This window comes from Colwellia sp. BRX10-4 (assembly GCF_014077465.1).
Lineage (GTDB): Bacteria > Pseudomonadota > Gammaproteobacteria > Enterobacterales > Alteromonadaceae > Colwellia_A.
Genome location: NZ_JACGVZ010000015.1, coordinates 23,838 through 37,977, shown reverse-complemented (window position 1 = coordinate 37,977; position 14,140 = coordinate 23,838). Strand labels below are relative to the sequence as shown.

At 36.9% G+C, this 14,140-nt stretch carries 8 protein-coding genes; 7 read left to right on the top strand and 1 reads right to left on the bottom strand.

What is annotated here, in order from left to right; all coding sequences use genetic code 11:
- The first annotated feature begins 156 nt into the window (after positions 1–156).
- The 6 genes from pgi (at position 157) to H4J67_RS12630 (ending at position 9,968) form a co-directional block, all read left to right on the top strand.
- Positions 157–1,797 carry a glucose-6-phosphate isomerase gene (gene pgi / locus H4J67_RS12655; RefSeq protein WP_182172628.1) on the top strand — a complete coding sequence of 547 codons (1,641 nt, stop codon included), beginning with the start codon at positions 157–159 and terminating at the stop codon, positions 1,795–1,797.
- A gap of 432 nt (positions 1,798–2,229) precedes the next feature.
- Positions 2,230–4,893 (top strand): TonB-dependent receptor, encoded by a 2,664-nt coding sequence (locus H4J67_RS12650; RefSeq protein ID WP_182172625.1) that lies wholly within the window; start codon positions 2,230–2,232, stop codon positions 4,891–4,893.
- A gap of 112 nt (positions 4,894–5,005) precedes the next feature.
- Positions 5,006–6,556, top strand: a complete 1,551-nt coding sequence (locus tag H4J67_RS12645) for a tryptophan halogenase family protein (protein WP_182172622.1) — start codon at positions 5,006–5,008, stop codon at positions 6,554–6,556.
- A gap of 47 nt (positions 6,557–6,603) precedes the next feature.
- Positions 6,604–7,323, top strand: a complete 720-nt coding sequence (locus H4J67_RS12640) for a SapC family protein (RefSeq protein WP_182203940.1) — start codon at positions 6,604–6,606, stop codon at positions 7,321–7,323.
- 10 nt (positions 7,324–7,333) lie between these two features.
- The gene (locus H4J67_RS12635; RefSeq protein ID WP_182203938.1) at positions 7,334–8,353 is read left to right on the top strand and encodes a cupin-like domain-containing protein; all 1,020 of its coding nucleotides are present in this window, start codon (positions 7,334–7,336) and stop codon (positions 8,351–8,353) included.
- Between the two features lie 67 nt (positions 8,354–8,420).
- Complete coding sequence (locus H4J67_RS12630; RefSeq protein WP_182172612.1) at positions 8,421–9,968, top strand: tryptophan halogenase family protein; 1,548 nt, start codon at positions 8,421–8,423, stop codon at positions 9,966–9,968.
- 44 nt (positions 9,969–10,012) lie between these two features.
- On the opposite strand, the gene H4J67_RS12625 is transcribed toward H4J67_RS12630, so the two are convergent.
- On the bottom strand, positions 10,013–11,116 hold the full coding sequence (locus H4J67_RS12625; protein ID WP_182172609.1) for a sulfotransferase family 2 domain-containing protein: 1,104 nt from the start codon (positions 11,114–11,116) through the stop codon (positions 10,013–10,015).
- Positions 11,117–11,333: 217 nt separating this feature from the next.
- On the opposite strand from H4J67_RS12625, the gene H4J67_RS12620 reads away from it, so the two are divergent.
- Positions 11,334–13,982 (top strand): family 20 glycosylhydrolase, encoded by a 2,649-nt coding sequence (locus tag H4J67_RS12620; protein WP_182203936.1) that lies wholly within the window; start codon positions 11,334–11,336, stop codon positions 13,980–13,982.
- Positions 13,983–14,140: the final 158 nt, after the last annotated feature.

Below are 14,140 nucleotides of genomic sequence, written 5' to 3'. Positions count from 1 at the left end.
GTTTCTTTGGCACGGCGGCAACTACTTATTTTAAAATAACTCAAACCTTTATACTAATCTATAGAAATAAAGGATAAAAATTCAAATTGACAGCGCTGTCATTATCAAATATGGTACAACATTAAAGGGTTAAATTAATGCACTATAGGAATATTTATGTCAAGTCGTCAAACACTCAATAGTTGGAAAAAGCTGACTCAGCTTGCTCAACAGAAACAATCTCAGCACATGAATGATCTGTTTGCTCAAGACAGTGAACGCTTTGACAAGTTTTCTATAGAGTTACCTAGATTACTGTTAGATTATTCAAAGAACCTCATTGATACTGAAACAATGGATACACTGTTCAAGTTGGCTAGTGAATGTAAAGTTGTTGAATGGCGCGAAAAAATGTTTATTGGCGCAAAAATCAATAAAACAGAAGACCGTGCTGTTCTTCACACAGCTTTACGCCGTAAAAGCAAAGAGCCTCTGATTGTTGATGGTGAGAATGTCACCACCAGCGTTCAAATGCAGTTACAGAAAATGGAAGCTTTTGTAAATCATGTTCGTGAAGGTAAGTGGTTAGGTTATTCAGGAAAGCGTATTACTGATGTGGTTAATATTGGTGTTGGTGGTTCCAACCTTGGTCCACAGATGGTCACCGAGGCGTTAAAACACTACAGTGATAAAAGCATTAATGTTCATTATGTTTCTAATGTAGATGGCGCGCAAATAGTAGAAATACTTCGTCCGCTTGACCCAGAAAGAGTGCTATTTATTGTTTCCAGTAAAACCTTTACCACGACCGAAACTATGACTAATGCTAAAACAGCAATAAGGTGGCTTAGCGCATCGTCGTTTGATGATAATGCGGTCGGTAAACACTTTGTTGCAGTAACCGCGAATAAAGAAAATGCCATGGGGTTTGGCATTAAAGAAGAAAATATTTTCGGGATGTGGGATTGGGTCGGAGGGCGCTTCTCATTATGGTCAGCAATCGGTTTAGCAATAGCGTTAGATCTAGGTTTTGATAAATTTATAGAATTGCTTGATGGCGCTAATGAAATGGACGAACACTTTCAAAGTGCACCACTAGAAAAAAATATGCCAGCAATAATGGCTTTACTTAGCGTTTGGAATACCACCTTTCTAGGAGCTAGATCTCAAGCGATCCTCCCTTACGATCAAACCTTACATATGCTCTCTGCTTATTTACAACAAGCTGAAATGGAGAGTAATGGTAAATCTGTTTCGTGGAATGGTGATGAAGTTGACTATGCCACCGTACCTTCAATATGGGGTGAACTGGGTATTAATGGTCAGCATGCTTTTTATCAGTACCTGCACCAAAGTAATAATGTGGTACCGGCTGATTTTATTGGTTCGGTTGCCAGTGTTACGCCGGTATCTGGTCATCACGAAACGTTAATGTCGAATTTTTTTGCACAGACACAAGCATTAATGACTGGCGTCAATGAAAAGCAAGTTCGTGCTGATTTGAAAGCAAAAGGACGGACAGCTGATTACATCGATAAGGTGGCCCCTCATAAAGTGCACAAAGGGAATCGTCCAACCAACACGATTCTTTTAAAACGCATAGATCCTAAAACGTTAGGCAACTTAATTGCACTCTATGAACATAAAATCTTTGTGCAGGGTATTGTGCTGCAAATATGCTCTTTTGACCAATGGGGCGTTGAATTAGGTAAAGGCTTAGCAGAAAGTATTCATAAAGAGCTGCAAAGCGGTAATGTTGCGCTCAGTCATGATTGCTCTACGCTTAACTTAATGAACTATTATAATAAAGCTAAATAAGCTTTAATTTTACTTTAGTTTACTTTAAACGCTGATAAATTTTCAGCGTTTTTTATTTTTGAAACAATAAAATTACTTGTGTCGACTTCTTTAATGACATTAAATTCTAGTATTCGCTAAAGTAATTTTTTATTCATTAAACGTTACTTTAAATGAATAAAATAGTACTAAAAATGTATAAAAACTGTTTATATGTACGAGAAAAATACAGTGTATTTATAAAAAAACTAAAATAAAACTCTATTGTTTACAGTTTGTTGCATTAAAGGTGCTGATTAAATGGTAATCAAGTGTAGCCAGATGGTCATTTATTGTGTAATGTTTTACCAACCTATGACAACGCTGTCATGAATTAAAAAGACAGCGCTGTCTTTGATAAGGTTATAAAAACATAACTATTATATTTAAAAAAACGTGTGTAAGGGAAAGTCGATGTCAATTCAAAAATTTAAAAAAGGCATGTTAGCGAGTTCAATCGCTCTAGTGCTAGCGGGCGGTGCTACACCATTCGCAATGGCTGCTGAAGAAGTTAAAGCTGCCGAGCAAGAAACTGAAGTAATTGAAGTTCGCGGAATTCGTGGTTCTTTGAAAGAAAATATCAATGCCAAACGCTTCGCTGATAGCGTTGTAGATGTTATTACTGCAGAAGATATCGGTAAATTTCCAGACAAAAACGTTGCTGAGTCGTTATCACGTATTACAGGTGTTGCTGTTAGTCGTGAGTTCGGTGAAGGTGAGAAAATTTCAATCCGTGGTGCTGGTCCAAAATATAACCGTACATTATTAAACGGTCAAACAGTGGGTTCTGCTGATTGGTTTATTCTTGATGAAGCTAACCGTAGTTTTAACTACACCATGTTGCCATCTGTAATTGTGAAAGGATTAGAGGTTCACAAATCAGCTACAGCATCAATGGATGAAGGTTCAATAGGTGGTACTGTTGTTTTAAATACACGACGTCCACTAGAAATGGATGCTAACAGTGTTAGCATTGGGTTAGAAGCACAATACTCTGATGTATCAGAAAAAACAGATCCGCTAGCTTCTGCGATGTATTCTTGGAAAAATGAAGACGAAAATTTCGGTTTTATGGTCTCTGCTGTAAAACAAGACCGTACACTTGAACGCCAAGGCTTTGAAGTTTTAGGCTGGCAAAAATCACCCGATGATGACTTTATTGTTCCTGGTAATTTAGGTGCTCCACGTTTCCTTCAAGACCGTGAACGTTCAACAGTATTTGCTACGTTACAATACGCTCCAAGTGATGAATTGTTAGTTACATTTAATGCACTTCAATCTAAAATGGATGTCGATAACCAAAATGCTAACTTGCTTAATTTCCCAGCAAGAAATAGAGCGACAGCTATTGCCAATGCTACTAAAGTAAAAGATGGCGCTATTTTAGCGACATCAGATCCTTTAGGGCAAGCGTCTTATAATATGATCAACCGTGTTTCAAGCACTGAAACAGAGCAATACCATTTAGATATCGATTATGAAACAGACGATTATACTCTTAACTTTGAAATTGGTACTACAAAAGGTGAAGGCGGAACGATACGTGAAACATCTTGGGAATACAGTGCAGTAGAAGCAGGTTATGATTATGACCTAACAGGTAAGCCAACAGTTAACTTTGGTGTTGATCCTTCTGACGGTTCTGAATTTGCTGCTGGTTGGATTTGGGGTGGTGCTAAGCCTGCTGAAGATAAAGAATCATGGGTTCAGCTAGATCTTGAGGTGCCTGTTAACGTAGGTGCATTCTCTATAGTTAAATTCGGCGTTAAATCAAGAGACGCTGAACGTTCACAAGATCGTGAAGTATATAGTTGGCATGCAACTCAAGCAACAGATCCTAATTCAGATTGGAATGGTACAATGCAATCTATCTTTGCTAGTTGTCCAACAATGGCTGATTGTGATTTAGATGCATTAGGTAGTGTAAATGTTGACACGGCAGCGGGTGGTAACATTGCCAATCAAATTGTACAAAATCGTTCAGTTATGGAAGCATTGGCCTTTGGTCCAGATGCTAGATATGCTAACCATGAAGGTTTAGGTGAAGTTTGGTCGGTTGAAGAAGATATAACTGCCTTATATGTTCAAGGTGATTTTTCTGGTGATGGTTTCCGCGGTAATGTAGGTCTTCGTTACGTTTCTACTGAGCAGACATCTTCAGGTTATGAATATTCAAATGATTCTTCAGGTTTACGTACTAAAAATGGTAGCTGGTTAAACCCTTCTAGTATTGAGTGGGTAAGTCAAGATAATGATTATGCTGAGTTCTTACCTAGCTTTAATATCGCTTTGGACCTTGCTGAAGATCAAATCTTACGTATTGGTGCTGCACGTGTAATGTCTCGTCAAAACTGGCAGGATATTTCAGGTAATGAATCTATGGGGGCGTTATCAACAACGGCCCAAAATACAGGTACTCGTGGTAATCCTCAATTAAGACCTATCATCGCAAACCAATTTGATATCTCTTATGAGTATTACTATGCAGACGCATCTTTATTTTCTGCAGCATACTTTGTGAAAGATCTTAATACATTACGTACTAGCACTATCGATACTCAACCTAGATTTTTTGAGAGAGAAAATCAGTTTGTTGATGTTGATTTCACTCAACCGGGTAATGGTTTTGGTGGATTATTAGACGGTGTTGAATTAAGTCTTCAGCATGACTTCGGTGGCTACGGTGCAAGTATTAACTACACTTATACAAATTCAGACGCAGATGAAGAGCGTGATGAAGCTAACCTTGGTTCTGGTTTAATTGAAGGTACATCTGAAAATTCATTGAACCTAACTGCATACTATGAAAATGATACTTTTGGTGCTCGCATTATGTATAACTATCGTAGTGCATGGTACAAAGGAATTAACTTCTCAGGTATTGAAGTTTATAACGATGACTTTGGTCAGTGGGATGCAAGTGCAAACTGGAACTTCAGTGAAAATGTAACATTTACGCTTGAAGCTGTTAACCTTGGTGATGAAGAAATATTTGAATACAATGTTGATAAAGCACGTTTAGTATCACTATATTCGAACGGTCGTCGCTTTGTTGCTGGTGTACGTCTTAACTTCTAATTATTGAGTTAACATTGACATGATAAGTAAGTCGAGCTTAGGCTCGGCTTTTTTTCTAGTGAATATCTTATAAATATTACATATTTAATTTTAATCAGATTCAGAGAGTTGCATGAATTCACCAATAAAAAATATTGCGATCGTAGGCGGAGGAACAGCTGGTTGGTTAACTGCTTGTATACTTGCGAAACAATTAAATAATGCGAATGATGTAACAACAACTATTACCCTTATTGAGTCTGCTGATATACCACCTGTTGGCGTAGGTGAAGGTACAGTGCCTACCATGCGTCAGACCTTAAGAATGATTGGAGTTAATGAAACTGAATTCATTCAAGAATGTGATGTTACGTTTAAGCAGTCAATTAAGTTTGTAGATTGGCTACATACGCCGAAATCAGCACATCACCACAGTTATCATCATTTATTTAATTACCCTCAAACTCCTGGCTTCGATCTCACGCCTTATTGGTTATTAAATAAAGGAAATGATAGCTATGCAAGTCATGTCAGCTTTCAAGAAACGATATGCGATTTACATTTAAGTCCAAAACGCATTACCGACAAAGAGTATGCTGGTACATTAGAGTATGCTTATCACTTAGATGCAGGGAAATTTTCAAAATTCCTAGCGAAACATGGTTGTAAAAACTTAGGCATTAATCATCGAATATTGACTATTGAGGAGGTTGTTTTATTCCCTGACGGAAGTATCGAAAAACTAAGAGCAAAAGATAGTCAAACAGTAGATGCAGACTTTTTTGTTGATTGCTCAGGTTTCTCTAGTCGTTTAATGGGGCAAGCATTAAAGGTTAGTTTTGTCAGTAAAGCTCATCAGTTACTTGTTGATAATGCGCTTGCTATTCAAGTTCCGTATGCTGATGAAGAAAAAGAAATTCCACCTTATACCATTTCAACAGCTCATGAAGCTGGTTGGACATGGGATATAGGGCTTTCGAAAAGAAGAGGTGTTGGTTATGTTTATTCTTCAAATCACACATCCCATGATAGAGCAGAAGAAATTTTAAGAAATTATATCGGTGATGAGTCTGCTGATTTATCAGCCAGACGCATACCTATGGAAGTAGGGTACCGAGAAAAGTTTTGGCACAAAAACTGTGTAGCGATAGGTCTTTCTGCAGGTTTTGTTGAGCCTTTAGAAGCAACGGCATTACTTATTGTAGAAGCTACAGCCAAGTTACTCGCCGAGAAACTCCCAACAACTACCCATGGAATGGTCTATGCTGAAAAATCATTTAATGATATTAGTCGGACAGCATGGGATAAAGTCATCGATTTTATTAAATTACATTACTTTTTAAGTAAACGACGCGATAACGAGTTTTGGTTAGATAATGTTAACCCCAAAACAGCACCTGATAGCTTATTAGAAAAGCTGGAATATTGGCGATTTAACTTACCCACCCAATCAGATTTTTCGAGTAAATATGAAGTGTTTCAATTAGAGAATTACCAGTACGTACTTTATGGTATGGATTTTATGACAGATCTTAGCCAAATAAGTGAACGTTATCCTCATATTGACCAAGCAAACAAAGCTATAAAGAGAATTAAACAACATGCTTTGCAAGCCCAGAAAAGCTTAACGTCGCATCGAGATATTATTAATAAAATAAAAAAGTATGGCATAAGCAAAATATAAGGTATTTTTTTGCTTATACCTCAACAGAAATTTAAGAGGACTTAACAATGACAACAATAAATATGATTCCACTAGATTCCGTTAAACATAAAAACTTACGTGTAAATGTTGACCGTAACTATGCACACGTTAGTAATCAAAATATGACGCCTTTACTCGCTTCTGAGTTTATACCTGCATCAACAAATTTCCCTATTGTTTTTGTTAAACAACAAGAAACAGGAAAATTCAAAAGTGTGGGTTTGTTAGGTCTTAATGCCAAAGAAAACTTAGTTTTTGCTAATAATAAAGTGCGTAGCAACTATATTCCTTTAAATATTAGGCGTTATCCTTTTGCTGCAGGTGGAAAAGTAGCGGATGAAAGTGAAATGATCTTATGTATCGATGAGAACAGTGCACTTTTGAATGAAAAAGAAGGTGTTCAAATTTTTGATGAAGATGGCAAGCCTTCAGAAGCAACTCAGCAAGTTACAAATATGCTTACTGACATTTTAGCGAAAGATGCAGCAACGGATATTTTTATTACCTTCTTAGTTGAAAATGACTTATTACAACCAGCAGAGGTAACACTTACCCTAGGTGAAGAAGGAGAACGACAGCTTAACGGGCTTTATAAAGTTGATGAAGAAGCACTAAACGAACTTTCAGATGATTTAGTATTAACACTTTACAAGCGTAAATATTTTGCAGCAATTTATGCTCATTTAGCATCCCTTAGTCAATTTGATCGCTTGTTACAGTTAAAGTCTAATTTTACCCCAGAGTAAGAGAGTATATATGTATAAAAGAGCCCTAAAAAGAATTGCTTGTTGGCATAATGTAACGCCTGAGGTATTTAAAGAAGAAATACTCCCCTTACATCAACCTGCAATTTTAAAGGGGCTAGTAAATGATTGGCCTGCTGTAAAGCAGGCGAAACATAGTGTTGAAGGTTTATATCAATATTTTTCTGATTTATATATAGGTGGTGACATCCAATTTGTACGGATACCACCAGAAGAAAAAGGACGATTCTTTTATAACAAAGAAATGACTGATTTTAATTTCAAAAGAGAAGTTGGTCCACTAGATGCATTTTTCCGTGATGTATTAGCCAATAGTAAAGATAACAAAGCGGACACTCTTGCCTTACAAAGTGCGCCAGTTGCTGATTATTTTCCTGAATTTGAAAAGAATAATCCTTTTCAATTTTTTGATAAAAGTGTCCCACCGAGAATTTGGATTGGTAACGATGCTGTGGTATCTGCTCATTATGATGATTCAGAAAATATTGCTTGTGTTGTAAGTGGACAACGAACCTTTACCTTATTTCCTCCAGAGCAAATCGAAAATCTTTATGTAGGTCCTATGGATTTTACCCCCGCAGGGGCTCAGTTGAGTTTAGTTGACTTTAATGAACCTGACTTTGAGAAGTATCCTAAATTTCATCAAGCTCTTGATAATGCACTTGTTGCCGAGCTTGAACCGGGTGACGCTATCTATATTCCGATCCTTTGGTGGCATCATGTTCGGGCTAAGGGAGGCGTCAATGTATTAGTGAATTATTGGGAAGGTGGTTCTATTAATGGCAAAACTAAACCTGTTCCTGCTGATACGATATTAATGGCAATGCTTTCTATTCGTGATTTACCTTTAGTACAAAAGAATACTTGGAAAGCTTTATTTGATTATTTCATCTTCTCAGATCAACACCAAAAGTATGAGCATATCCCCAAAGAAATTAGAGGGATTTTAGAACCTCTAGATGAGCAAACCAAAAAAGGGGTAAAGAAGTGGTTAATAGGACAACTTAAATAAATTGTTAAATAAGTAGTATGGCGTTAATAAATGAGTTTCAGGCGAATATACTCTGAAGGAATTATGAATGAATAAAGCGATAAAAAACATAGTCATTGTTGGTGGCGGCACAGCCGGTTGGATATCTGCAGCAATGTTAGCCAAACAGCATTGTGGTGGTAAAAATTCGAATGTTAGCATCACATTGATTGAATCAGATCAAATATCTACAATAGGGGTTGGTGAAGGTACTTTTCCAACAATGCGAAAAACATTACGCACTATTGGTATTTCTGAAACTGAATTAATTAGACGATGTGACGCTACTTTCAAACAAGGCGCTAAATTTGTTAGCTGGCGCCTGAATGATAAAAAAGAATTTTATTATCATCCTTTCAATGTACCCAGTGGTTATGGCCAGTTTGATATGGCTGCCTATTGGCAGAAGAAAGAAAACCAACAACAATATGGTCGATTTGCTGAAGCAGTAGATTTTCAGGATCAGATATGTGAAGCGGGACTTGCTCCTAAAAAAATAGTGACTCCTGAATATCAATCGATTCTGAATTACGCTTATCATTTTGATGCTAAAAAAGTGGCTGAACTTATTAAAGAAAAAGCCATTGAGATGGGCGTTAACCATGTGGTTGATAAAGTTATTGACGTGAATTTAGATGATAATGGTTACATTGAATATCTGGGCTGTGAAAAAAGTGGACGAATCAATGGTGATTTATTTGTAGATTGTTCAGGATTTGCCGCACTCCTCATTGACAAAACGATGAAAGTCCCGTTTATCTCGGCTAAAAAGTATTTGTTTAATGATTTTGCAATCGCAACGCAAATACCTTATGACGAAGGTGAAGATATTGCTTGTCATACAATCGCAACAGGACAAACTGCTGGCTGGACTTGGGATATTGGCTTAAGTAGTCGTAAAGGTATGGGATATGTATATTCAAGTGACCATACGAGCCATGAAGACGCGATTAAAACCTTTGCAGAGCATATTGGTCCTAAAGCAGAAGGGATGGATTTTAGAAAAATCCCTTTTACTTCAGGATATCGAGAGAAATTTTGGCATAAAAACTGTGTCGCTATTGGTTTGTCAGCTGGATTCTTAGAGCCCTTAGAAGCTTCAGCATTAATCTTGGTCGATAATTCTGTCGAGTGGATAAGTGAACGGCTACCGACTGACTTTAATAGTATGGAAATTATTGCTAAGCAATTTAATAATGGCTTTATTAAAAAGTGGGAAGCAATAATAGACTTTTTGAAACTGCACTATGTGCTTTCAGAAAGAACAGATGAAGCATATTGGCTTGATAATATTCAAAAAGAATCAATGTCAGATCGTTTGCAAGATTTATTAGCGTTGTGGAAATATCATCCACCTCATATTAATGATACTGATGCTCAGTTTGATGTTTTCCCAATTGCGAGTATTCAATATGTTTTATATGGCTTGAATTTCAAAAGCGACTTAAGCAAACAAGACTATTTATATAATAATGATATGCTGGCTAAAAAGCACTTTCAGCAAAACTTGAAAATGCTCGATAAAATTAAAAGTAGCTTACCAAGTCACCGTGAGTTTATTGAAACAATAAAGCTACATGGGCTACAAAAAATTTAAGTTAGCAATAAAGTGATAAACGTTTAGGGATGATCAAAAAGGGATTACCATTTGATTATCCCTTTTTTGATCACATCATCTTGTTGCAATGCTTCACCCATCAAAGGTGTTAGTGACAATTTTATACGTGGTTTCCCTATATCTAAACCCATTGAGGGCTTTATTGTCGCTTCATCAATAGCTCTTGCCACAGCGATTATTTCGTCGATAGGGGAAGGCTTCTTAATTTGCTTAATTTGTTTGGCAAACTTTGTTGCATTGAAATATAACGCGACAGATTTTTTAAATAGTTTCATCCAGTTTTTAGCGTATTCTCTGCCTGAACCGCTTGTTTTATGTAGATAAGTATTAAGCGTCACAAAGAATTTTTTGTTTTCTTCAATGAAGGTATTGTTCGTTAGTTCGATATCTAAGATGCAATTCCACATCGTGTAGGGAATGACAAAGTCTAACTTCCCACCTTGGTATTTAATTTTATTAATAGCGAGTTTTTGAGTTCGCTCTATGAGTTTAGCTTTACAATGCAGGTATAGTTGAATATCAAGCTTGTTGGCAGTCAGTATTTTTTCTAAAACCTCTGATGGAATTTGCTTAACAGTTGGACGATTAATCGTTGCTCGTTTTACATCAATTGTCTCTGGCCAATCAAAATCACCTACTTCGCTAAAGTAACTTAAAGAGCGGTCATACTCTTCAAAAATCCCAACATGAATATCTAAAGTATCAATTAACTCAATAATTTCTAATGCTCTCTTTTCTGTTAATTGACTTTCAGAATAGATCCTTTGCCCATCAAGAAATTTAAGCATGTAATTCGAGGTTTGAACGTTGTCTACATAGGCTGAAAAACTATCAGGTTTAGTCGTTAGGAAGTCCATGAATTCATGGTTATTTCTAATGTAATAATACTCAGATATCAGTCTGTCAACTGGGTGTCTAAGCATCATAAAAATAAATTCTTCTTGATAGGTTTTATTATTTTTATTATCAAAAATATCACCACAAGTAGATGTTTTTGTGTCGAAATCTAAATGACGGTAGTGATAGTCAAGTGGTGTTTGCCACTCTGTACCTTTCATCACACAATTAATACTGGTGCCACCTGTTTTGGGAATATGAATAAATATTGGTTGTTGCTTACTGTTCATAAAATAATTCTCTAAAGTCGGGGCTAACAAAATATTAAATCAAAGCTAATTGGTATCCTACAATATTTATAACAAAAATATTGTCGATTTTACTAACTATTATATTTTGTAGTATATTTATTTTGACAGCGCTGTCAAAATAAGAGATTGTAAGCCTATCCAAAGTTGAAAATTATTTTTCACACCAAACGTCAACAGCATGTGAGTCTTATAAATAATGAATAGAAAACTTTTAGCACTGTTAATTACTGCAACCTCGACATTAATCGCTTGTGGACCGAAACCGGATTCAATGACCGATGCTCTACCTGTAATAGCAACACATAACAGCCCAGTAAGCGCGACTCAAATTGATATCGACAAGATTGCTGAAACCCTCAATGTTAAGTATAAAGTATTGACCAATATACCCAGTGATAAGTGTGATATAAATATCGCCGACGGTAATTGCTTTGAAGTTGAGCTAAGTTTCACCACGACTCAATCTATAACTAGTAAAGATTGGCATATTCACTTTAGCCAAATTGCGCCTATTCAATCCTTTGAAAGTGATGAATTTTCTGTTGTTCATATTAATGGCGATTTACATAAAATATCGTTGAATGATAATTTTAAAGGCTTTACTGCAGGTGAAACCAAAACCTTATTGTTTAGAGCTATGTTTTGGTCGTTGTCTGAAACAGATGCTTTACCTAACTATATTGTCAGTGCAAATAATTTACAACCGCGTGTAATAGCCAGTACCAAGCCATATACAAACAGTGAAACAGGATTAGAAGTACTGCCTTATGTTGTGCCATTCACTGATGTTGAAAAGCAGTTTAAACGCACCGCCCAAGATTCTACTCAGTGGCTCGATGCGGCAAGTTTATATCAAAGAAATAGCCAATTAGGTGAGCAAAAGCTCGATGTGAGCAAGGTGATTATACCTACGCCAAAGTCGATTATTTATAGTAAGAATAATGCTCAGCTTAGTCTTACTTCTGGTATTAATGTTGATTATGGCAATGTCGAAAAAGATGATGTTATCGTAGCCATTAATCGCTTAGATACCTTAGGTATTGCTAATAATACTCAAGGTAAGCCTGTCACGTTAAGACTGGTTGAAGACAACAGCAAAATGATTGGTAGTTACCAATTAGACATCACCACAACAGATATTAAGATAACAGGTGTTGACGGCGCTGGTGTTTTTAATGGCTTGCAATCATTATCAAGCTTAATCACCTTAGGTTCAACGCAAGTAACTGTGCTAACGATTAATGATGAACCTCATTATGAGTTTCGCGGTTTGTTAATTGATGTTGCGCGTAACTTTCACGATAAGACCTTTATTTTAACGCTGCTTGATCAAATGGCAGCTTATAAACTTAATAAGCTACATTTACACTTAGGTGATGATGAAGGCTGGCGATTAGAAATCCCTTCGCTCCCCGAGTTAACCGAAGTGAGTAGTAGGCGCTGTTTTGATTTAAACGATAAAAATTGTTTATTACCACAACTGGGCGCGGGTATTGACCCTAAAAGTGAAGTCAATGGCTATTATTCTGTGGCTGACTATCAAGAAATATTAAAAGCGGCAACGGCCCGTCATATTCAAGTGATCCCCTCTTTAGATATGCCTGGGCATTCGCGTGCCGCGATTAAAGCGATGGCAGCGCGTAGTAAAAAATACGCTATAGCTGAGCAAGATGACAAAGCAAAACAGTTTATCCTCCATGATGCTAATGACCGAACGGTCTATTCATCCGTGCAATTTTACAATGATAATACCATCAACGTTTGTTTAGAGTCTTCTTACGATTTTGTTACTGAAGTGATGACTCAAGTTAAGAAAATTCATGCTGATGGTGGTCAACCGTTAACGCGTTATCACATTGGCGCAGATGAAACTGCGGGCGCTTGGATAGAGTCTCAAGCCTGTAAAGACTTTATTGCCAATAACGATAAAGGTGTCAAAAAAATGAGTGAACTTGGTGCTTATTTTATTGAGCGTGTTGCTGGTATTTTATCCGCATTAGACATAGAAACTGCAGGTTGGAGCGATGGTATGGAGCATACCCGCAAAGAGAATATGCCAGCTATTGTTCAGTCGAATGCTTGGGATACATTAGCGTGGGGAGGTCATAACAAAACCCATCAATTGGTCAATAGAGATTGGCAAGTTGTGCTGTCATCACCCGATGTACTATATTTTGATTTCCCTTATGAAGCAGATCCCAAAGAACATGGTTATTATTGGGCCTCCCGCCACACTAACACCGAAAAAGTCTTTCAATTTATACCCAACAATTTACCTATTCATGCGGAGTTTTGGTTAGACCGTCAAGACAACCCTTATCAAGCCGATGATAGCCAAACCCCGATGAAGTTAGGTAATCGTTTCCTCGGTATCCAAGGGCAGTTATGGAGTGAAAATACTCGCACTGACCATATGGCGCAATATAAATTATTTCCACGACTCTTCGCTTTAGCCGAGCGTGCATGGCACTTAGCTGATTGGACAGTTCCTTATAATTATCAAGGTGCTAAGTACAATCAGGCAACTAAAGTTTTTAGTGCACAGAAAAAAGCCCAGCGCGATCAACAGTGGCAATTGTTTGCGAATACTATCGGTCAAAAAGCCTTAATTAAATTAGAAAATGATAACATTTTTTATCGATTACCTACCGTAGGTGCCATGGTAAAAGAGGGGAAACTTTATGCCAACATTGCTTTTCCTGGTATCGCTATTGAGTATCAAGTACCAGCGGGAAATTGGACCCGTTACCAAGGGCCAGTAGCTATTGAGGGCACAGTAAACGTTCGCAGTATTAGCTTTGATGGACAACGTAAAGGTCGGGCAGTAACGATTAATAGCCACTAATTTAGGGATTACGCTCTTGGCGGGCTAGTTAACAAAGCCGTCTTAATCAGACTATTCATTATTTATTTTGTAATAGAAAAATAAAAAAAGCCTTTTTATTAAAAAAACAAATGACAACGCTGTCATTTGTCGTTAAGATAAAATCAGATTACATTTTA

Excerpts from the sequence above, each read along its gene's own strand:
- pgi (WP_182172628.1), top strand. The coding sequence starts at position 157 with ATGTCAAGTCGTCAAACACTCAATAGTTGGAAAAAGCTGACTCAGCTT.
- H4J67_RS12635 (WP_182203938.1), top strand. The coding sequence starts at position 7,334 with ATGTATAAAAGAGCCCTAAAAAGAATTGCTTGTTGGCATAATGTAACG.
- H4J67_RS12620 (WP_182203936.1), top strand. The coding sequence starts at position 11,334 with ATGAATAGAAAACTTTTAGCACTGTTAATTACTGCAACCTCGACATTA.
- H4J67_RS12625 (WP_182172609.1), bottom strand. The coding sequence starts at position 11,116 with ATGAACAGTAAGCAACAACCAATATTTATTCATATTCCCAAAACAGGT.
- H4J67_RS12640 (WP_182203940.1), top strand. The coding sequence starts at position 6,604 with ATGACAACAATAAATATGATTCCACTAGATTCCGTTAAACATAAAAAC.
- H4J67_RS12645 (WP_182172622.1), top strand. The coding sequence starts at position 5,006 with ATGAATTCACCAATAAAAAATATTGCGATCGTAGGCGGAGGAACAGCT.
- H4J67_RS12650 (WP_182172625.1), top strand. The coding sequence starts at position 2,230 with ATGTCAATTCAAAAATTTAAAAAAGGCATGTTAGCGAGTTCAATCGCT.
- H4J67_RS12630 (WP_182172612.1), top strand. The coding sequence starts at position 8,421 with ATGAATAAAGCGATAAAAAACATAGTCATTGTTGGTGGCGGCACAGCC.